Genomic DNA, 19,075 nt, shown 5'->3' with positions numbered 1-19,075 from the left:
TGAGGCGTCCACGGGGGACAGGATGACGAGGCTCGCCGGAAACATCCCCGTAACCTGCGTGCTGCTGGTCTCTGTCACGAGGAAGTGGGAGTCAGTCATGAGCGACGTGTCGACGGCGCTGGGTGTGCGCCTCTACCCGGACCTGGTCGAGCGGGGTGGTCTGGCCCCCGCGCTCATCGAGATCGCCGCCCGGCACGAGCTCGACCTCGGCCGGATAACCGCTCCCGAGCAGGGGCGTGCCCGGTTCACCTGCGCCGAGCTGCACTCCGACCAGGGCGTGGTCTGCGTCGGGCTGGGTTCTCAGGCCCGGTACTTCATGGTGGACCTTCGGGTTGCCGGCGAGGTTCAAGCACGGGGCGACGCCATGGACCTCGTGCAGGTGGCCCAGCTGGCCGCGGCCTGGCGGGCCGGGCTGACGCTCACCGAGCTCACCGCCCGGTTCCCCTTCATGGAGGAGATGAAGAGCCGCCCGACGTCGGTGGCTCAGGCACGCTAGCGAGCCTGCCGCAGCGCGGTCGGGCCAAAGGCGGGTCAGCAGCGCAGCCGGGGTGGCAACGGTGCGTCGGCGGTGGCCTCGCGGTCCAGATAGGTGGCCTCGACGAACGCGAGGAAGCGTTCCGCGTCGGCCGCGTTGGAGGCCAGACCGAACGAGACGCGGACCGCGCCACCGGTCGGCAGCCGCAGCGCCCCGAGATACTCATCGATCGTGTCGATCCGCGCGAGCAGCCGCCGGCGCAGCGAGCCGCGGCTGATGCCGAACGCACCCTCTCCCGCACCCGGATTGCAGAAACAGCCGGTACGCAGGGAGAAGCCCGCCGCCGCGGCCTCCCGCGCCACGAGCCGCTCGTCGACCAGGGAACCGTCCGGGTGGCGGAGGTTGAACGTCACCGTGCCGCCCCGGTCCGCACCCGTCGCCGGCCCGTACACCTGGACCAGTGGCCGGCCGGTGCGGTGCCGCAGCGTGGTCAGCCGGGCCAGCCGCCACCCGGTGAGCAGGCCGACCCGGGTGTGCACGAGGTCCACGCCGATCGCGTCGAGCCAGCGCAACCCGAACTCCACGTCCGGGATGCTCAGGAAGTTGAGCGTGCCGTCCTCGAACGCCGACTCGTCGTCCATCGACCGGTGCCAGTCGCCCTGAACGCTGACCGCCCGGATCGTGCCGCCGGCGAACCACGGCCGGCGCAGCCGGGCCAGCGCGTCGCGGCGGGCCAGCAGCGCGCCGACGCCGGTGGGGTAGCCGAAGAGCTTGTACCAGCTCAGGCAGACGAACTCGGGTTGGACGGCGCGGAGATCCAACCGGTTCGTCGGGGCGTACGCGGCGGCGTCGAGCAGCACGTCGTACCCGTGCCGGTGGGCCAGCTCCACCCAGCTCAGCGGGTGCTGCACGCCGGAGAAGTTGCTCTGCGCCGGGTACGCGAACAGGCCCCGACCGCCGGGCCGACCCCGCCGCCCGCCCAGCCCGCCGCGGTTGGCGTCCAGCACGTCGACCAGGTCCGCCTCGGCGACCCGCAGCTCCGGACCGGCCAGCGGTACGTAGCGCGCCCGCGCGCCGGCTGCCCGGGCGTACTCGCGGATGCCGTTGACCGAGTTGTGGTTGTCCCAGGTCAGCACGAACGGTGCGGTCCGGCTGAAGTCGTACGCCTCGCCGACCAGCCGGCAGGCGCCGCTGGCGTTCGGGGTGAAGACGACCGCGTACTCCGCCGGGTCCGCCCGGAAGAAGTCGAGCACCGCGTGCCGGGCCGACTCCACCAGGGAGCCGGCCGCCTCCGAGGTCGGGTTCTCCGAGTGCGGATTGCTGTACAGGCCCGCCAGCAACCGGTCGTGGTGGGCTCTCACCTGTGCCTGTGCGGCCACCCCGGACCCGGCGTAGTCCAGGTAGACGTGGCCGTGCCGGTCGAGGTGCCGGTATTCGGTGGCGCGCAGTTCGTCGATCCGGGCGGTGCCGGCGTACCCCGGCAGCTTCGCCGGCGATGTGCCGGCGGCGGTGCGGGACGCGGGTTCAGGAGGCACGGTGACGCTCCCTGCGGACCAGCACCACCCAGGTCGCGGCGAGGAAGAGCAGCACGAAACCGCCGAGCACCAGCCAGTTCACCCACACCGGGCGGGAGAAGCTGTCGCCGTAGGTGGCCAGCAGGGGCGGACCGAGCGGGGAGGCGCCCTCCCGCCAGAGCCGCTCCACCCCGGCTGTGTGGCCCAAGCCCTCGAACGCCCACCGGTTCGACATCGCGTAGCTGAGCCACTGGCCGCCGGCCGCCATGGCCGGCACCGGCAGGATCGCGCCGACGAACAGCACCTGCGGGAAGCAGAGCATTGGCAGCATGAGCGTGGCCTGGGCGGCGTCGGAGACGGCCGCGGAGCAGAGCAGGCCGAGGGTGAGCGCGGCCGCCGAGGAGAGCAGCAGCGTCGTGTACAGGGCGGTGAAGCCGGCGCCGTCGACCGGCGGCAGTCGATCGGTGCCGCGCAGCACACCGAGCAGGGCGAGGTCCACCAGGGCCAGCAGGGGCAGCAGCACCGCCACCTTCGCCACCAGGTACGGCAGCAGCCGGACACCGGCCAGCCGCTCCCGGCGCAGGATCGGCAGCTCGGTGCAGATCTGGAGCAGGCCATAGGTCAGACCGAAGAAGAAGCCGCCGAACGCGATCCAGAACAGGATCATCACGGTCACGGTCGGGCTGGGGTGCGCCGGGTCGAACGCCCCGGGGCGGAACAGCAGCGCGAACATACCGAGCACCATCAGTGGCGAGCCGAGCAGGATCGCCAGGGTGAGCCGGTTTCGGGCGACGATCTCGGTGTTGCGCGCGGTGAGGACGCCGAACTGGCGCAGCCGGCCGACCTGCCGGTGCCCCGCGGCGCCCGGGTCGACCGGACGGGCGGGTGGGTCGACGTCGCGGTGCGCGGCGAAGCGGTCGGGCAACGCGGCCGGGTCGGTCTCCTCGTCGAGCCGCAGGTGCACCTCGGCGAGGGACCGTAGGCCGAAGAACTCCTGGGCGTCAGCCGGGGTGCCGGCGAACGCCAACCGGCCCTGGCGGGTCAGCACCACGACCCGGTCGCACCGGTCCACGTCGGTGATCTGGTGGGTGGTGAGCACCACGGTGGTCCCCGCGTCGGCGAGCGTGCGCAGCACCCGGAGCAGGTCCACGGCGATCGCCGGGTCCAGCCCGGAGGTGGGCTCGTCCAGGAAGAACACGCCTGGCCGGGTGAGCAGCTCGACGGCGATGCTGGCGCGTTTGCGCTCGCCGCCGCTGAGCCGGCCCACCGGGACGGAACCCCTATCGGTCAGCCGCAACCCGGCGAGCACCTCGGCGACCCGTTCGGTCACCTCGACCGGGCCGGTCTCCGGTGGCAGGCGCAGTCGGGCCGCGTACCGCAGTGTGCGTTCCAGGGGCAGCTCGCGGTGGATGATGTCGTCCTGCGGAACGTAGCCGACCGCACCTTCTCCGGTGGGGCCGTCGTACGACACGGTGCCGGCCGCCGGTCGCCGTATCCCGGCGAGCGTCTCCAGCAGGGTGGTCTTGCCGGCGCCGCTGGCGCCGATGATGGCGACGACCTCACCCGGTTGGATGGTCAACGAGATGTCGTCGAGGATCCGGCGCCCGTCCCGGACGCTCTGGCCCAGGCCCCTGGCGATGATGCCGACGCCGGTGCGCGGGGAGGACGTCGTCTGCTCGGTCGTCATGTGGGGTGTGCTCGATCCGGTCGGGAGTGGGCCGCCTGAATATCGTGCCTCGCCGATGCTACGTCCGGGTGCCCACTCCACCGTCCCGGCCACTCAGTCGGTCGTGGTCCGCGCCTCCGCCGGCACCTGGAGGAGGTCGAGGCAGTTGCGCCACAGCGTCTCCAGCTGGGCCGGATCGTTGAGCAGCTTCGCGAGCAGGACCCGCCCCTCGATCTGGGCCACAATGGACCGGGCGGCTTCCCGGGTGTCGACCGCCGGGCCGGCGAGTCCGTTCGCCTTCGCCTCGACGACCACCTGCTCGATGAGGTCGATCTGGGCCTCGAAGATCTCCTGGAGCCGGCGGCGGATCTCCTCGGCCTGGTTGCTGAGTTCGAGGGCGAGGTTGCCGAACAGGCAGCCGGCGACCACGCCGGCCTTCTGCTGGCCGGTGCGCTGGACCGCCTCGGTGGCCTCGAACAGGTCCCTCAGCCGCCGCAGCGGGTCGCGCCCGCTGCCGAGCAGCTGCTCCCACTGGCGGCGCTGGTTCGCCCAGTGCTCGTCGATCACGGTGCGGGCGAGCGCCTGCTTGGACTCGAAGAAGTAGTAGAAGCTGCCCTTCGGCACACCCGCCGTCGCGCAGATCTCCGCCACGCCCAGGGCAGAGTAGCCGCGCTGCTCGATCAGCACCGCGGCCGCGTCGAGAATCTTGTTTCGCGCGTCACTGGTCCGTCCCATGCTTTGACGATACCCGACCGGTCGGCTAGCTTTTAGTCGACCAGTCGTCTAGTGATCATCTCGGCCGGGCCAAACGGTCCCGGCCCCCTCCGGCCAGTCAGGAAGTGGTTCTCATGAACACCAGTCAGGGGCAGAAGGTCGTCGTGATCACCGGTGCGTCACAGGGCATCGGCGCCGACCTCGTGGACGCCTACCGCAAACTCGGGTACGGCGTCGTGGCGACCTCGCGCTCGATCGGCCCCGCGGACGACCCGGAGGTCGTCACCGTCCGCGGCGACATCGCCGACCCGGACACGGCAGAGCGGGTGGTCCGTGCCGCCCTGGACCGTTTCGGGCGTATCGACACCCTGGTGAACAACGCCGGCGTCTTCGTCGCCAAGCCGTTCACCGACTACACCGACGAGGAGTTCGACCTTGTCACCGGGGTCAACCTCGCGGGGTTCTTCCACCTCACCCGGCGCGTCCTGCCGCACCTGCTGACCACCGGCGCCGGGCACATCGTCACCATCACGACCAGTTTCGTCGACCAGCCCAGCTCGCACGTCCCGTCCGTGCTCGCCTCGTTGACCAAGGGTGGCCTCAGCTCCGCCACCAAGTCCCTGGCCATCGAGTACGCGGCTCGCGGAGTCCGGGTCAACGCCGTCGCACCCGGCATCATCAAGACCCCGATGCACCCGGTCGAGACGCACCAGACGCTCGCCGGCCTGCACCCGGTCGGCCGGATGGGGGAGACCAGCGACGTCGTCGACGCCGTCGTCTACCTCGAGTCCGCGCCCTTCGTCACTGGCGAGATCCTGCACGTCGACGGCGGCCAGAACGCCGGTCACTGAACGCCCAACCCCACCCCGGAAGAGGAGCAGAGAATGCCGATCGTCACCATCCAGATCACTCGCGAGGGCAACACGCCGGGCACGTCCGCGGCGACCGCCGAGGAGAAGGCCGCCCTCATCAAGGGCGTGAGCGAACTGCTGCGCGACGTCCTGAACAAGCCGTTGACGTCGACCTTCGTGGTGATCGACGAGGTCGAGACGGAGAACTGGGGTCGCGGCGGCCTCCCGGTCGACCAGTTCCGACAGCAGCAGAGCGGGGCCGTACCCGAGTAGCGGCCCCACCGCCACCGGCTCTCGAACCGCGGCGCCGGGGACGTCGGAACGCCGACGCCCCCGGCGCGGTCTAGCCGGGTGCCCAGTGGCATGAACACCCCGGTCGCGGGAAGAACGTCGTCCGCCGCCGGAGTGGGGAGTCGGGATGAGAGCCGTCGTCTACGCGGACGTCCGGACCGTCGAGGTGCGGGAGGTGCCGGACGCGACGCTGGAGACGGAGACCGACGCGCTAGTGCGGATCACCTCCACCGCCCTGTGCGGCACCGACCTGCACATGTACGACGGGCGGACCGGAGCCGAACCCGGCCTGGTCTTCGGCCACGAACCGCTGGGCGTGGTCGAGCAGGTGGGCAGCGCCGTCCAGACGGTCCGTCCGGGCACCCGCGTGGTGATCCCCACGCACCTGTTCTGCGGAACGTGCGTGATGTGCGCCCGGGGGCTCTCGGCGGCCTGCCTGCGCGTCCGCGCCGAGGGGCCGGGCGCCGCGTACGGCTACGCCGGGATGGGCCCGTACCGGGGTGCCCAGGCCGACCTGCTGCGCGTGCCGTGGGCGGACGCGAACTGCGTACCCGTCCCCGGGGAGCCGGGTGACGGGTACGAGGACGACTTCGTGCTGCTCGCCGACGCGTTCGTCACCGGGTGGCACGCCACCGCGACCCTCGCCGGGGTCGAGGCCGGCGACACGGTGGCCGTGTTCGGTGCCGGCACCATCGGCCTGCTCAGCGCCTACTCGGCGCTGATCCGCGGTGCCAGGGTGGTGTACTGCGTGGATGGTGTGGACGCCCGGCTGGACAAGGCCGGTGAGATCGGCGCGGTGCCGGTCGACTTCCGCCGGGGCGACCCCGTGGAGCAGATCCGCGCGGAGCGGGCCCGGGCGGGACTGCCGCTGGGCGAGGAGAAGCTGGGCGGGATCGACAAGGTCGTCGACGCCGTCGGGTTCCACGCCCGCGACCGCGAGCGCCCCGATCAGGAGCGCCCCGACCAGGTCATCGCGGACGCGGCCCGGCTGGTCAACCCCGCCGGAGCGATCGCGGTCGCCGGCGTGTACCCGGAGAAGGACCTGCGACCGCGCCCCGGCGCGAGTGCCAGCGAGGAGCTGGTCGCACCGTGGGGGACGCTGTTCAACAAGGGCGTCTCGGTCCGGTTCGGCCGTACCCACGACCGCCGCTACACCGTGCTGCTTCGTGACCTGGTCGTCTCCGGCCGGGCCCGGCCCAGCGTGATCGTCACCCACCACGGCACCCTCGCCGACGCGCCCGAGCTGTACCGCAGTTTCGACCGCCGCGAGAACGGGGTGATCAAGGCGGTCCTGCGCCCGTGAGCGCCGGCGCTCCGGCCGGCGTCAGAGGTTGAGTGGCGCCGGGTCGGCGGCCAACTCCCGGAACCGCCCACGCGGGTCGGGCACCAGCCGCCGGGTCGACAGATCCAGCAGCCCGCCCACCCCGGTCAGCCGCGCCACCGGGGTCCCGTCCGGGAGGGTGTAGTCCTGGTCGATGTGGAAGGCCCGGCCCTCGCCCCAGCGGAACTGGCAGGAGACGTCCACCTCGTCCCCGCCGCGCAGCTCGCGCAGGTACTTCACGGTCACCTCCATGGCGACCGGTCCCACTCCGGCGGCGAGAAGCCGGTCCTGCGCGATGCCGGCCGCGCGCAGGCATTCCCACCGGGCGTGCTCGCCGTACTGGAGGTAGACGGCCTGGTTCAGGTGGCCCTGGGTGTCCAGCTCGTAGCCACGAACGGTGATGCGTACCCGGAACGGATCTCCCATGGGCTCGAGGGTAGTTGGGCACCCGGGCGGCCGACGTACGTGGTGATCCTGGTCTTCGCCGGGGGTCATCCGTCAGTGGTCGTCCGCCCGAGGCGTTGATCACATCGCTGTCCGGGGTGGGTCGCATCGCCGCTGGTCAAGGTCGTCGGAGAGCTGCCGATCAAGATCGCTCGATGGCGGCGGCGTCCGCTCGCGGTGCCTCGCGAGCCGCCCGGAGCGCGTTGTGCCTGCTGGCGGCCCCGGGGATGCTGGCCGAGGTCGATCGGCCCGTCACGCCAAGTCGATGGGGTGTGACGAGCGGCGGTCGGGGCGCCGGTGGGGCTACGGCGACTGTTGGGACGTGTGAACACTGCGCGACGTCGATATTGCCGGATTGTTACATTTTCAACAGGCCCTCGCCTTGCGGATGACCCTTCCACCGCAATACGTTGCCGTCAACAACAAAACCGAGTGAAGGTCAAACCTTCCGGAGGCAACCGATGACGTTGGCGAGGTGGTACGAGCGATGAGCGACGTGCCCATCCTCCTTGAGATGCGCTCCATCACCAAGGAGTTTCCCGGAGTCAAGGCCCTCTCCGACGTCAACCTGGTGGTTCGCGCCGGCGAGATCCATGCCATCTGCGGCGAGAACGGCGCGGGCAAGTCCACGCTGATGAAGGTCCTCAGCGGGGTCTACCCACACGGCACCTACGAGGGCAAGATCGTCTACCAGGGCGCGGAGACCCGGTTCTCCGACATCCGCGCCAGCGAGAACGCCGGAATCGTGATCATCCACCAGGAGCTCGCGCTCATTCCGGGCATGTCGATCGCGGAGAACATCTTCCTCGGCAACGAACCGCGCAAGCGGGGCGCGATCGACTGGAAGGCCGCGAACCGGATGGCGCTGGACCTGATGGCCCGGGTCGGTCTCGAGGAGGACCCGGACACCCTGATCAAGGACATCGGGGTCGGCAAGCAGCAGCTCGTGGAGATCGCCAAGGCGTTCGCCAAGGACGTGAAGCTGCTCATCCTGGACGAGCCGACCGCGGCTCTGAACGAGGCCGACTCCCGGCACCTGCTGGACCTGCTGCGTGGTTTCCGCTCCCGCGGCATCACCTCGATCATGATCTCGCACAAGCTGAACGAGATCGAGGCGATCGCCGACCAGATCACGATCCTGCGCGACGGCCGGACCGTGGAGACCCTGGACGTCAAGGCGGACGGGGTCGACGAGGACCGGATCGTGCGGGGCATGGTCGGCCGCGAGCTGAGCAGCCGGTTCCCGGAACACACGCCGAAGATCGGTGAGGTCTTCTTCGAGGTCCGGAACTGGAACGTCCGGCACCCGATCTCCGCCGAGCGGCAGGTCTGCAAGAACGAGAGCTTCGTGGTGCGTCGCGGCGAGATCGTCGGCTTCGCCGGCCTGATGGGCGCCGGCCGCACGGAGCTGGCGATGAGTGTCTTCGGCCGCTCCTACGGGGTGTACGAGTCGGGCACGATCATCAAGGACGGCAAGGAGATCGTCCTGAAGTCGGTCGCGGACGCGATCGACAACGGGCTCGCGTACGTCAGCGAGGACCGCAAGGCGATCGGCCTCAACCTGCTCGACGACATCAAGTCGTCGACGGTCGCCGCCAAGCTGTCCAAGATCTCGCACCACGGCGTCCTGAGCGAGGTCGAGGAGTACCAGGCGGCTGAGGCGTACCGCAAGGAGTTGCGGACCAAGGCCCCGACGGTCGACGAGAGCGTCTCGAAGCTCTCCGGCGGTAACCAGCAGAAGGTCGTCCTGGCGAAGTGGATGTTCACCGACCCGGACCTGCTGATCCTCGACGAGCCGACGCGCGGCATCGACGTGGGTGCCAAGTACGAGATCTACGGCATCATCCAGCGGCTCGCCGACCAGGGGAAGGGCGTCGTCGTCATCTCCTCGGAGCTGCCTGAGCTGATCGGGCTCTGCGACCGCATCTACACCGTGTTCGAAGGCTCCATCACGGGCGAGATCGCCCGGGAAGATGCCAACCCGGAAAACCTCATGAAGCAGATGACCTCGACGAAGAAGATGCTGACACGATGAGCCGTTTGAAGGACCTTCAGAAGAACCTGTTCGGAGGCACCACCTCCAACGCTCGCCAGTTCGGGATGATCTTCACCCTGGTGGCGATCGTCGTCCTGTTCCAGATCCTGACCGATGGCCTCACCCTGCGGTCGGACAACCTGATCGCGCTGTTCCAGCAGAACTCGTACATTCTGATTCTGGCCATCGGCATGCTCATGGTGATCGTCGCCGGGCACATCGACCTCTCGGTCGGCTCCATCGCCGCCTTCGCGGGCATCCTGGTGGCCAAGTCGATGGCCGACTGGTCGCTGCCCTGGCCCGTAGCCATCCTGTTCGGCCTCGCGATCGGCGCGATCATCGGCGCCTGGCAGGGCTTCTGGGTGGCATACATCGGGGTCCCGGCGTTCATCGTCACCCTGGCCGGCATGCTGCTGTTCCGCGGTGGCAACCAGTACATCGGTAACGCCAACACGATCCCGGTGCCGGAGGGCTTCCGGGAGATCGGCTCCGGCTTCCTGCCCGAGTTCGGTCCGAACACCGGCTACAACAACGCCACGCTGCTGCTCGGCCTGGCCGCGGCGGTGGCCGTGGTGTGGCGCGAGATCCAGGCCCGTAAGACCCGCAGGGCCATGGACGCTGACCCCGCACCGATGTGGATCTCGATCCTGCGGATGGCCGTCATGGTCGGGGTGATCGCCTTCGCATCGCTGCGCTTCGCCAGCGGTCGCGTCGGCACCAGCTTCCCGATCTCCGGCATCATCCTGCTGGTCCTGGTGATCGCGTACTCCTTCTACACCCGCAACACGGCCGGTGGCCGGCACATCTACGCGGTGGGCGGCAACTCCCGGGCGGCCGAGCTGTCCGGTGTGAAGCTCAAGCGGGTCAACTTCTTCGTCATGATGAACATGTCCGTCCTGGCTGCCCTGGCCGGCATGATCTTCGTGGCCCGCTCGGCGGCCTCCGGACCGCAGGACGGTAACGGCTGGGAACTGGACGCGATCGCCGCGGTCTTCATCGGTGGCGCGGCGGTCTCCGGCGGTATCGGCACCATCAGCGGCTCGATCGTTGGTGGTCTCGTCATGGCCGTGCTCAACAACGGCCTGCAACTGATGGGCGTCGGCACCGACCGCGTCCAGATCATCAAGGGCCTGGTCCTGCTGCTGGCCGTCGCGATCGACGTCTACAACAAGAGCCAGGGGCGGTTCTCCATCATCGGAAGTCTGATGCGACCGTTCCGTCGCGAAGACTCCGCCCCACCCGCCTCACCGCCGGACGCGGAGCGCGAGCCCGCCAAGGCAGCGGTGTCCGGCTGACGGCCACCGACCTCTCCACCCGTCTCAATTATCAGAAAGGCAAGTCCTCCCATGCGTAAATTCTTCGGCACGTCGGTGGTTGCCATCAGCGCCGCCGCCATGCTGGCTCTCGCCGGCTGCGGCTCCGGCCGTGACGGCGACGGCGACTCCAGCGGCGAGGCCGCCAAGGGCTTCGCGGCGAACTCGCTGATCGGCGTGGCCCTCCCGGCCAAGACCTCGGAGAACTGGGTCCTCGCCGGTGACCTCTTCAGCAACGGTCTCAAGGAGGCCGGTTTCCAGGCTGACGTGCAGTACGCCGGCGCGTCGACCACGGTGGCCGACCAGCAGGCCCAGATCACGGCCATGACCACCAAGGGTGCCAAGGTCATCGTCATCGGCGCGACCGACGCCGCGCAGCTGTCGACCCAGGTCGCGGCGGCCCACGCGGCCGGCGCGAAGGTCATCGCGTACGACCGGCTCATCACCAACACGCCGGACCTCGACTACTACGTCGCGTTCGACAACTTCAAGGTCGGCCAGCTCCAGGGCCAGGCCCTGCTGGACGGCATGAAGGCCAAGAAGCCGAACGGCCCGTACAACATCGAGCTGTTCTCCGGCTCGCCGGACGACAACAACGCCGGTGTCTTCTTCAACGGCGCGATGAGCGTGCTCAAGCCGGAGATCGACAAGGGCACCGTGGTCGTCGCCTCGAAGCAGACCGACGTCAAGCAGACCGCCATCCAGGGCTGGAAGGCCGAGGGTGCGCAGGCCCGCATGGACCAGCTGCTGACCTCGACCTACGGCAACAAGGAGCTGGACGGCGTCCTCTCCCCGAACGACACGCTGGCCCGCGCGATCCTGACCTCGGTCAAGGGCGCTGGCAAGCCGACCCCGGTCGTCACCGGCCAGGACTCCGAGGTCGAGTCGGTCAAGTCGATCGTCGCTGGCGAGCAGTACATGACGATCAACAAGGACACCCGCAACCTGGTGAAGGAGACCATCAACATGGTCAAGGCTCTCCAGGCCGGTAACACCCCGCAGGTGAACGACACCAAGTCCTACAACAACGGCAGCAAGGTCGTCGACACGTACCTGCTCCCGCCGGTCGCCGTCACCAAGGCGAACGCGGCTGAGGCGTACGCCAACGACCCGAAGCTCGCGCCGCTCACCAAGTAAGCACCACACGGTAGGCAGTGACACCGATGGGTCCCGGATCTCCTGTTCCGGGACCCATCGTCGTCCTGACACCCCCGCACCAGCCGGTACCGATCCGGAAGGAGGTCTGACCGTGGCATCACCAGTCCGGGCCAGGCCAGCCGGCGTCGGCCGCAACTCCGAATCCCCGCTGCCCGCGGTCCCCGGCGCCAGCCAGGAGGAGATCCGGCGGCAGAACCTCGGCGCCGTCCTGCGCTACGTCCACCTGCACGGGCCGACGTCCCGGGCCGAGCTGACCAGCCGACTCGGCCTCAACCGCAGCACCATCGGCGCTCTCGCGGCCGACCTGGTCGCGAGTGGCCTGGTCACCGAGGAGGCGCCGACCACCGCCCGTCGGGCAGGCCGGCCCTCGCTGGTGGTGAGCCCGCGCTCCGACCGGGTCTACGCCCACGCGCTGAGCATCGACGCGGACCGACTGCGCGCCGCCCGGATCGGCCTGGGTGGTCGCATCCTGGACCTGCGCGAGGTCGCCCGACCCGGTGGCATGACGGCGGTCGACGCGGTCGGGCCGCTGGCCGACCTGGTCCGCGACATGGAACGCTCCGTGGCCGCCGACGCGCTGCTGGTCGGCGGCGCGGTCGCGGTCACCGACACCACCTGCGAGGCGGACGGTCGCATCCGGATCGCCGGCGTCGACGAGACTCTGGGCGTCGCGCTCGAGGCCGAGTTCGCCGTCGGCCCGGGCTTCGTGGCCGGCGACCTGGCCGACATCGCCGGCCTGGCCGAGCACGTCCGCGGCGTGGCGGCCGGCATCGACGACCTCATCTACCTGCACGGTGACCTCGGCATCAGCGCCGGCATCATCGTCGACGGCCGGCTGGTGATCGGGCACCGGGGCCACAGCGGCAAGGTCGGTCACATGGTGGTCAACCCGAACGGGCTGCCCTGCGGCTGCGGCTCCCGCGGCTGCTGGGAGACCGAGATCGGCGAGGCCGCGCTGCTGCGGCACGCCGGTCGGGACCCGGGCGACCGCGCGGCAGTGGCCGAGGTGCTGCGCGCGGCGGCGGACGGCGACCGGACCGCCCGGGAGGCGGTCGAGCAGGTCGCCGACTGGCTCGGCTTCGGCGTGGCCAACCTGGTCAACGTGGTCAACCCGGACGCTGTGGTGTTCGGCGGCTCGCTGCGCGACATCTTCATCGCCGGGGCGGACACGGTCCGCAGCCGGTTGGGTGCCATGCCGCTGCCGGGTTCCCGCGAGCACCTGCGGCTGGAGGCGGCGGCGCTCGGCCGGGACGCCGTCCTGATCGGTGCCGCCGAACTCGCCTTCGACAAGTTGCTGGCCGACCCGCTGAACGTCGGCGTCGCGGGTCAGTTGAGCGCCGACGATCAGGCCTAGTACGCGAACACGGTCTCCGTGCCGATCCACCCGCGACGCCCCGCATATGCCTGTCGTACGTTGTACGCTAGAGATGTCGGGGCAGCACCGCCCCGACCGGTCGGGAGGCACAGTTGCGGTTCACGGTCGTCTTCACGCCGGGCGACCCACCCCGGACCGGCGCGGTTCACGTCCACCACCCGGCCGGCGAGGCACTGACCGAGCGGTTCACCGGCCTCGGGCAGCGCGGCGAACTGCGGCTGGCCCTGCCGCGTGACGGCCGGATGGTCCTCGAGACCGTGCCGGTCCGCACCATCGGAGTGGGCGACGCCGTGCGCGGCCTCGCCGCGCTGCGGGACACCGACGTGCTCGACCCGGCCGCCGCGTTCTGGTCGGCGGTCGCGGTCACCGCGCTGCACCTCACCGCCCGGGGGCGGATCCTGCCCGGAGTGTCCCCGCAGGGGTACGACGCCTGGCGGGCTGGCCCGTTCGACGTCGCCGACGTGCAAAGGATCCGAGCGCTGGCCGCCGCCATGCCAGCGGAGGCGCGTGCGGTGCCGCTGGACCCCACCGCGCGTCGGTTGGTCCTCCCCGACCCGGAGCAGTTGGTCCGCGCGTTCCTGGACGCGGTGGCCGACACGTTGCCGCGCACCCCGGCCGCGCCGTGGCTCGCCGGCGACCCCCGGTTCACCGTCGCGGAACCCCAGCGGGCCGAGGAGTTGCGCGGCTGGGCCGGGCAGGTCTCCGTGGGGGTGGACACCGGCCTGCGGATGGCCCTGCGGGTGGAGATCCGGGGGGATCTCGACGCCACCGTGCCCACGGCCGTCGTCCGGCTGCGCAGCCTCGCCGACCCCACCCTGGTCAGCGACGCCGCCTCCCTCTGGGCGGGCGACGAGCACGGCCTCGGCGACCGGGCCACCGTGGAGGCGATGCTCGCCGTGCGGCGCGCGGCCGCACTGTGGCAGCCGCTGGAGCGACTCCTCGACGAGGCCGCGCCGGTCGAGCTGGAGCTGCTCGACGAGGACCTGGTCGACCTGCTCGGCGGCGCCGAGGCCCGGCTCGCCGCCGCCGGCATCGACATCGAGTGGCCGCCGCGGCTCTCGCGTGCGCTCGCCGCCCGGGTGCTGGTCAGCTCACCACCGGAGCAGCCCGCCGACCCGGCGGCGTTCTTCCGCTCCGCCGCGCCGGTGCCGTTGAGCTGGCAGCTGACCCTCGCCGGGGTCCCGCTGACCGACGAGCAGACGGACCGGGTCGCCCTTGCCCAGCCGATCGTCCGCCTGCGCGACGGGTGGGTCCTGGTCCCGCCGGCAGTGGCCCGCAAGGCCGCCGAGCGGCGGCTTCCCCCGCGCCCGGCGTACGACGCGCTGGCCGCGACCCTGGCCGCCAGCACCGAGGTGGCCGGCGAGCGGGTCGACGTGGTGGCCGACGGCTGGCTGGGCGCGCTGTGCGAACTGCTCGGCGACCCGGATGGCGGGCCGGAGCCGCTGACACCGCCGGCAGGGCTGGCCGGCCGCCTGCGCGAGTACCAGCTGCGCGGGCTGCGCTGGCTGGAGCGGATGGCCTCGCTCGGGTTCGGTGGCTGCCTCGCCGACGACATGGGCCTCGGCAAGACGGTCACTGTCGTCGCGCTGCACCTGCGCCGGCAGCTCGACCGGGCGACCGCCGGCGCGACCCTGGTGGTCTGCCCCGCCTCGGTGCTCGGCACCTGGGAACGGGAGATCCGCAGGTTCGCCCCCGGCACGTCCGTGCGCCGCTTCCACGGCACCGCCCGGTCGCTGGCCGAGCTGACCGACGGGATCGTGCTGACCAGCTACGGCACCATGCGACTCGACGCCGACGCCCTGGCCGGCCAGCGTTGGGGGCTGGTGGTCGCCGACGAGGCCCAGTACGTCAAGAACCGGCTCAGCGGCACCGCGAAGGCGCTGCGGACGATTCCGGCGCGTGCCCGGATCGCGCTCACCGGCACTCCGGTGGAGAACGACCTCACCGACCTGTGGGCGATCCTGGACTGGACCACTCCCGGCCTGCTCGGCGCGGCGGGGCAGTTCCGTGCGACCTGGGCCCGACCGATCGAGGTGGACCGGGACTCCGCGAGCGTCGCGCGGCTGTCCCGGCTGGTCCGCCCGTTCCTGCTACGCCGCCGCAAGACGGACCCGGGCATCGCCCCCGAGCTGCCCCCGAAGACGGTCACCGATCACCTGGTCCCGCTGACCGCCGAACAGACCGCCCTCTACGAGAAGGTGGTCGGTGCGGTGCTGGCCGAGATCCGGGCCAGCGGTGGCGGCATCGCCCGCCGTGGCCTGGTGCTCAAGCTGCTGGTCGAGCTGAAGCAGGTCTGCAACCACCCGGCCCACTATCTGAAGGAGCCGCGCGGCCCGCTGCGCGGCCGGTCGGAGAAGCTGGACCTCCTCGACGACCTGCTGGACACCATCCTCGCCGCGGGCGGCGGCGCGCTGGTGTTCACCCAGTACGTGCGGATGGCACGGCTGCTGGCCCGACACCTGGCCGAGCGGGGCGTACCGGCGCAGTTGCTGCACGGCGGCACGCCCGTGCCGCAGCGCGAGGAGCTGGTCCGCCGGTTCCAGGCCGGCGAGGTGCCGGTCTTCCTGCTGTCACTCAAGGCGGCCGGCGCCGGCCTGACCCTCACCCGGGCCGACCACGTCATCCACTACGACCGCTGGTGGAACCCCGCGGTGGAGGAGCAGGCCACCGACCGGGCCCACCGGATCGGGCAGACCAGACCGGTGCAGGTGCATCGGCTGATCGCGCAGGGCACCCTGGAGGAGCGCATCGCCGCCCTGCTGGAGTCCAAGAGGGCGCTCGCCGACGCCGTGCTCACCGGCGGCGAGACCGCCCTGACCGAGCTGTCCGACGCCGAGCTGCTCCGTCTCGTCCGGCTCGGCGGCGAGGAATGAGGAGCCCGGACGTGACTGGCGACCCCGACTTCGACGACCCGTGGGACGACGACGCCGAGCCGGTCCGCGACGACGGTCGGGCCCGCAGCTTCCCGGCCTTCGGGCCCGACCGGCGGATCGGCCGGACGTTCGCCGCCACCTGGTGGGGCACCGCCTGGATCGACGCGATGGAGCGGGCCGCGCTCGACCGTGGACAGCTGAGCCGGGGCCGTCGGTACGCGTCCGCCGGCCAGGTCGGCCCGATCACCGTGAGCCCGGGCCGGATCTCCGCACCAGTGCACGACGGCGACCCGGAGACTCCGCACGACACGGTGATACGCGTGGCCCCGCTCGCCGACCGCCAGTGGGACCGGCTGCTCGACGCGCTCGCCGCGAAGGCCGGGCACATCGCCGCGCTGCTCGACCGGGAGATGCCACCCGAGCTGGTCGACACCGCCGAGGACGCCGGGGTACGCCTGCTACCCGGCTACGGTGACCTGGAACCGGAGTGCGAGTGCCCCTCCTGGGACCAGCCCTGCCGGCACGCCGCCGCGCTGGCCTACCAGACGTCCTGGCTGCTCGACCGCGACCCGTTCGTGCTGCTGTTGATGCGCGGGCGGGCCGAGGCCGAACTGGTGGAGGAGCTGCGCCGGCGCAACGCCCGGCGGCGCTTCGCGGTGGCGGACGACGCCGCCCCGGCCGGCACCGGAGCGGACGAGGCGTACGCCGCCACCCCGGCGCCGCTGCCCGGCCCACCGGTGCCGGTCTCGGGCGAACCGCTGGCGCTCACCCCACTCCTGGCCGGGCACTCCGCTCCCGGCGTCGACGCCGAGGCGCTCGGGCTGCTCGCCGCCGACGCCGCGTCCCGGGCGCGGCACCTGCTCGCCGCCACCCGCGACGAACTGCTCGCGCCGACGCCCGACGCCTGGCCGGACGCCGCCCGGTTGGCGGCCCGCGCGCCGCGTTCGCCGGCGGTCGAACGCCTGGCCGAGGCCACCGGCCGGGCGACCGACCTGCCCAGGGCCATTCGAGCCTGGGAGTACGGCGGCACGGCCGGCGTCGACGTCCTGGACGCGGTGTTCACCCCGCCACCCGAGGTGACCGCCCAGGTCACCGAGACGCTGCGTGCGACGGGTAACGACGAGGTGAGGACCTGGCGCAACCGATGGACCGTCGGCCGGGACGTCCAGGTGCGCTACGGCCGGGATGGGCACTGGTATCCGTTCCGGCGCCACGGCGGTGCCTGGTGGCCGGCGGGTCCGCCCCGCACCGACCCGGCTGACGCCCTGCTCGACCTGCCACCGGACCGGCCCAGCGACCTCCGGTGACCGGCTCAGTGTTCGTGCCGGCACCCGATCGGGCGGGGGATGCCCGCCCGATCGGGACGCCAGCGGTCAGCCCGCGGGGCGCAGCACCCGGCCGGGCCCGGCGGCGTTGTCGGCCGCGGCCTGGCTGCGCTGGGTGCCGGTGACGCAGACGTCGTCGCCGAGGAACGCCTCGCGCCACACGTAGCCGGCGACGCAGGTGTGCGGACCGTACGGGCCGCTGACCCAGCGGCTCGCGGCGACCGCGTTGTCCGCGAGCACCTGGGAACGGGTCGTGCCGGTCACGCAGACGTAGTCCGACTGGTCGGCGTCGCGCCAGACGTACCCGCTGACGCAGGTGTTCGGGCCGGACACCAACCGGGCGGGGTTGCGCCGAGACGCGGCGGCGGCGTTGTCCGCGGCGGCCTGGCTGCGCTGGGTGCCGGTGACGCAGACGTCGTCCCCGGCGTACGCCTCGCGCCACACGTAGCCGGCGATGCAGGTGTGCGGACCGTACGGGCCGTTCACCCAGCGGCTCGGCGCGGCGGCGTTGTCCGCCCACACCTGGCTGCGGGTGGCGCCGGTGACGCAGACCAGGTCACCGGGGCGGGCCTCCCGCCAGACGTACCCCTGCAGGCAGCGGTTGACCACGTCGGTGGTCACCGTCACCGACGCGTTGTTGCCGGACACCCAGTTCACGCCGATCTGCACGCCGTTAGCGTTGAGCGACTGGGCCGGTCCGCCGCCGGGCCCGGTGCGCAGCAGGGTGGGGGTGCCGTTGCGGACCTCGTGCAGCAGCACCGTGTCCCCCGGGATGCCGGCGCTCCAGCCGGTCTTCCGGCGGAACTCGACGGTGTAGTAGTGGAACGCATCGGCCGGGTCGAACGGGATCCGGACCAGCTGCGGGCCGCTCGCCGCGGGCACCTCCAGCGGCGCCAGGGTGAGGGTGCGCGAGCCCACCCCGTCGGCGGCCATGGTGAACACCCGGTTCTTCGGCAGCCAGCCCAGCTCGTCACGGTGCGGCCCGTTGAGCCCGACCGCGCTGGTGCCGTAGTTCGCGGTGCCGAAGGCGTAGATGTGCATCGCGCTCATCTCGTCCCACGGGTCGTCGTACTCGCCGGGCTGGGACCACGGCGCGTTCTGGTACGTGGTGTCGTTGGAGAACGAGTGGCCCAGGTTGTAGCCGTGCAGCATCTCGTGCGCGGCGAAGTCGACGTTCCAGGCGCCCGGGTCGAGCAGCACCCGGCCGCCGGCCGCCCCGGAGTCCACCCAGTCGTTGAGCATGACCGCGATCCGGTTGCCGGCGGGCACCCCGTAGCCGGCGGCCGCGGCGGTGTCCACGCAGCGTTGGATCCGGGTCCACCGGTCGATCGACTGGAACTGCGCGAGGGTGTACGGCATCGTGTACCAGCCCCGGACCACTGAGCCGACCAGCGAGACGCGCCCACCGGACTGGTCGGCCAGGTAGTCCGCCACCCCGCCGGTGCCAATCCCGGCGGCGGTGAGGAAGTTGGCGAAGTGCGCCGGCGTCTTCGGCTCGGCCGGCTTGTCGCTGAACTTGCACAGCAGCACCGACCAGGCGGTCGCGTTGCGGATCGGGCTGGCGGCCGCCGGGGCGGCCGGCAGTGCCACCGCGCCCAGCGCGGCGCAGGCGAGCGCCACGGCCGACGCGGCGACCCGACGGAGGATTCTGGACTTCACGCGTACGCTCCCATCCCTGCGGCCCGCGGGACGCGGGCCCTGCGGTCCACATCGGAGCACT

At 71.6% G+C, this 19,075-nt stretch carries 15 protein-coding genes; 10 read left to right on the top strand and 5 right to left on the bottom strand.

Annotation, left to right across the window (positions count from 1 at the left end; genetic code table 11):
- The first annotated feature begins 97 nt into the window (after nucleotides 1–97).
- Complete coding sequence (locus tag ABZU69_RS21185; RefSeq protein WP_354966045.1) at nucleotides 98–496, top strand: hypothetical protein; 399 nt, start codon at nucleotides 98–100, stop codon at nucleotides 494–496.
- A 35-nt stretch (nucleotides 497–531) separates the two neighbouring features.
- On the opposite strand, the gene ABZU69_RS21180 is transcribed toward ABZU69_RS21185, so the two are convergent.
- From ABZU69_RS21180 to ABZU69_RS21170, 3 genes are all read right to left on the bottom strand, one after another.
- Nucleotides 532–2,010: an aminotransferase class V-fold PLP-dependent enzyme gene (locus ABZU69_RS21180; RefSeq protein WP_354966044.1), complete on the bottom strand. Its 1,479-nt coding sequence runs from the start codon at nucleotides 2,008–2,010 to the stop codon at nucleotides 532–534.
- Nucleotides 2,000–3,676 carry an ATP-binding cassette domain-containing protein gene (locus tag ABZU69_RS21175; RefSeq protein ID WP_354966043.1) on the bottom strand — a complete coding sequence of 559 codons (1,677 nt, stop codon included), beginning with the start codon at nucleotides 3,674–3,676 and terminating at the stop codon, nucleotides 2,000–2,002. The genes ABZU69_RS21180 and ABZU69_RS21175 overlap by 11 nt, the downstream gene beginning before the upstream one ends.
- Before the next feature lie 93 nt (nucleotides 3,677–3,769).
- Nucleotides 3,770–4,390, bottom strand: coding sequence for a TetR family transcriptional regulator (locus tag ABZU69_RS21170; RefSeq protein ID WP_354966042.1), 621 nt, complete (start codon nucleotides 4,388–4,390; stop codon nucleotides 3,770–3,772).
- A 113-nt stretch (nucleotides 4,391–4,503) separates the two neighbouring features.
- Between ABZU69_RS21170 and ABZU69_RS21165 the strand changes: the two genes are divergently transcribed.
- From ABZU69_RS21165 to ABZU69_RS21155, 3 genes are all read left to right on the top strand, one after another.
- Nucleotides 4,504–5,220 carry an SDR family oxidoreductase gene (locus ABZU69_RS21165; RefSeq protein WP_354966041.1) on the top strand — a complete coding sequence of 239 codons (717 nt, stop codon included), beginning with the start codon at nucleotides 4,504–4,506 and terminating at the stop codon, nucleotides 5,218–5,220.
- 33 nt (nucleotides 5,221–5,253) lie between these two features.
- On the top strand, nucleotides 5,254–5,493 hold the full coding sequence (locus tag ABZU69_RS21160) for a 4-oxalocrotonate tautomerase family protein (protein WP_074318313.1): 240 nt from the start codon (nucleotides 5,254–5,256) through the stop codon (nucleotides 5,491–5,493).
- Nucleotides 5,494–5,638: 145 nt separating this feature from the next.
- Nucleotides 5,639–6,814, top strand: a complete 1,176-nt coding sequence (locus ABZU69_RS21155; protein ID WP_354966040.1) for a glutathione-independent formaldehyde dehydrogenase — start codon at nucleotides 5,639–5,641, stop codon at nucleotides 6,812–6,814.
- 21 nt (nucleotides 6,815–6,835) lie between these two features.
- Here ABZU69_RS21155 and ABZU69_RS21150 read toward each other — a convergent pair whose 3' ends face one another.
- Nucleotides 6,836–7,258 carry an acyl-CoA thioesterase gene (locus tag ABZU69_RS21150; RefSeq protein ID WP_354966039.1) on the bottom strand — a complete coding sequence of 141 codons (423 nt, stop codon included), beginning with the start codon at nucleotides 7,256–7,258 and terminating at the stop codon, nucleotides 6,836–6,838.
- A 505-nt stretch (nucleotides 7,259–7,763) separates the two neighbouring features.
- Between ABZU69_RS21150 and mmsA the strand changes: the two genes are divergently transcribed.
- From mmsA to ABZU69_RS21120, 6 genes are all read left to right on the top strand, one after another.
- Nucleotides 7,764–9,311, top strand: a complete 1,548-nt coding sequence (gene mmsA, locus ABZU69_RS21145) for a multiple monosaccharide ABC transporter ATP-binding protein (RefSeq protein WP_354966038.1) — start codon at nucleotides 7,764–7,766, stop codon at nucleotides 9,309–9,311.
- Complete coding sequence (gene mmsB / locus ABZU69_RS21140) at nucleotides 9,308–10,606, top strand: multiple monosaccharide ABC transporter permease (protein WP_354966037.1); 1,299 nt, start codon at nucleotides 9,308–9,310, stop codon at nucleotides 10,604–10,606. Before mmsA ends, mmsB begins: the two co-directional genes overlap by 4 nt.
- A gap of 51 nt (nucleotides 10,607–10,657) precedes the next feature.
- Nucleotides 10,658–11,761: a sugar-binding protein gene (locus tag ABZU69_RS21135; RefSeq protein WP_354966036.1), complete on the top strand. Its 1,104-nt coding sequence runs from the start codon at nucleotides 10,658–10,660 to the stop codon at nucleotides 11,759–11,761.
- A 169-nt stretch (nucleotides 11,762–11,930) separates the two neighbouring features.
- Complete coding sequence (locus tag ABZU69_RS21130; RefSeq protein ID WP_354966131.1) at nucleotides 11,931–13,136, top strand: ROK family transcriptional regulator; 1,206 nt, start codon at nucleotides 11,931–11,933, stop codon at nucleotides 13,134–13,136.
- Nucleotides 13,137–13,249: 113 nt separating this feature from the next.
- Nucleotides 13,250–16,030, top strand: a complete 2,781-nt coding sequence (locus tag ABZU69_RS21125) for an SNF2-related protein (RefSeq protein ID WP_354966035.1) — start codon at nucleotides 13,250–13,252, stop codon at nucleotides 16,028–16,030.
- A gap of 11 nt (nucleotides 16,031–16,041) precedes the next feature.
- Nucleotides 16,042–17,337: an SWIM zinc finger family protein gene (locus ABZU69_RS21120; RefSeq protein WP_354966034.1), complete on the top strand. Its 1,296-nt coding sequence runs from the start codon at nucleotides 16,042–16,044 to the stop codon at nucleotides 17,335–17,337.
- A gap of 66 nt (nucleotides 17,338–17,403) precedes the next feature.
- Here the strand turns inward: ABZU69_RS21120 and ABZU69_RS21115 are convergent, their stop codons facing one another.
- A complete protein-coding gene (locus ABZU69_RS21115) occupies nucleotides 17,404–19,014 on the bottom strand; it encodes a hypothetical protein (protein WP_354966033.1) in 1,611 nt (536 codons plus the stop codon).
- Between the last annotated feature and the right edge of the window lie 61 nt (nucleotides 19,015–19,075).

Origin of the sequence: Micromonospora sp. NPDC005206, from assembly GCF_040608175.1 — a bacterium.
Lineage (GTDB): Bacteria > Actinomycetota > Actinomycetes > Mycobacteriales > Micromonosporaceae > Micromonospora.
Note: the sequence above shows the minus strand (reverse complement) of the source record. Positions and strands in the feature narration are given on the sequence as shown.

Coding starts and splice junctions, on each gene's coding strand:
- ABZU69_RS21185 (WP_354966045.1), top strand. CDS start 98: ATGAGCGACGTGTCGACGGCGCTGGGTGTGCGCCTCTACCCGGACCTG.
- ABZU69_RS21175 (WP_354966043.1), bottom strand. CDS start 3,676: ATGACGACCGAGCAGACGACGTCCTCCCCGCGCACCGGCGTCGGCATC.
- ABZU69_RS21170 (WP_354966042.1), bottom strand. CDS start 4,390: ATGGGACGGACCAGTGACGCGCGAAACAAGATTCTCGACGCGGCCGCG.
- ABZU69_RS21165 (WP_354966041.1), top strand. CDS start 4,504: ATGAACACCAGTCAGGGGCAGAAGGTCGTCGTGATCACCGGTGCGTCA.
- ABZU69_RS21160 (WP_074318313.1), top strand. CDS start 5,254: ATGCCGATCGTCACCATCCAGATCACTCGCGAGGGCAACACGCCGGGC.
- ABZU69_RS21155 (WP_354966040.1), top strand. CDS start 5,639: ATGAGAGCCGTCGTCTACGCGGACGTCCGGACCGTCGAGGTGCGGGAG.
- ABZU69_RS21150 (WP_354966039.1), bottom strand. CDS start 7,258: ATGGGAGATCCGTTCCGGGTACGCATCACCGTTCGTGGCTACGAGCTG.
- mmsA (WP_354966038.1), top strand. CDS start 7,764: ATGAGCGACGTGCCCATCCTCCTTGAGATGCGCTCCATCACCAAGGAG.
- mmsB (WP_354966037.1), top strand. CDS start 9,308: ATGAGCCGTTTGAAGGACCTTCAGAAGAACCTGTTCGGAGGCACCACC.
- ABZU69_RS21135 (WP_354966036.1), top strand. CDS start 10,658: ATGCGTAAATTCTTCGGCACGTCGGTGGTTGCCATCAGCGCCGCCGCC.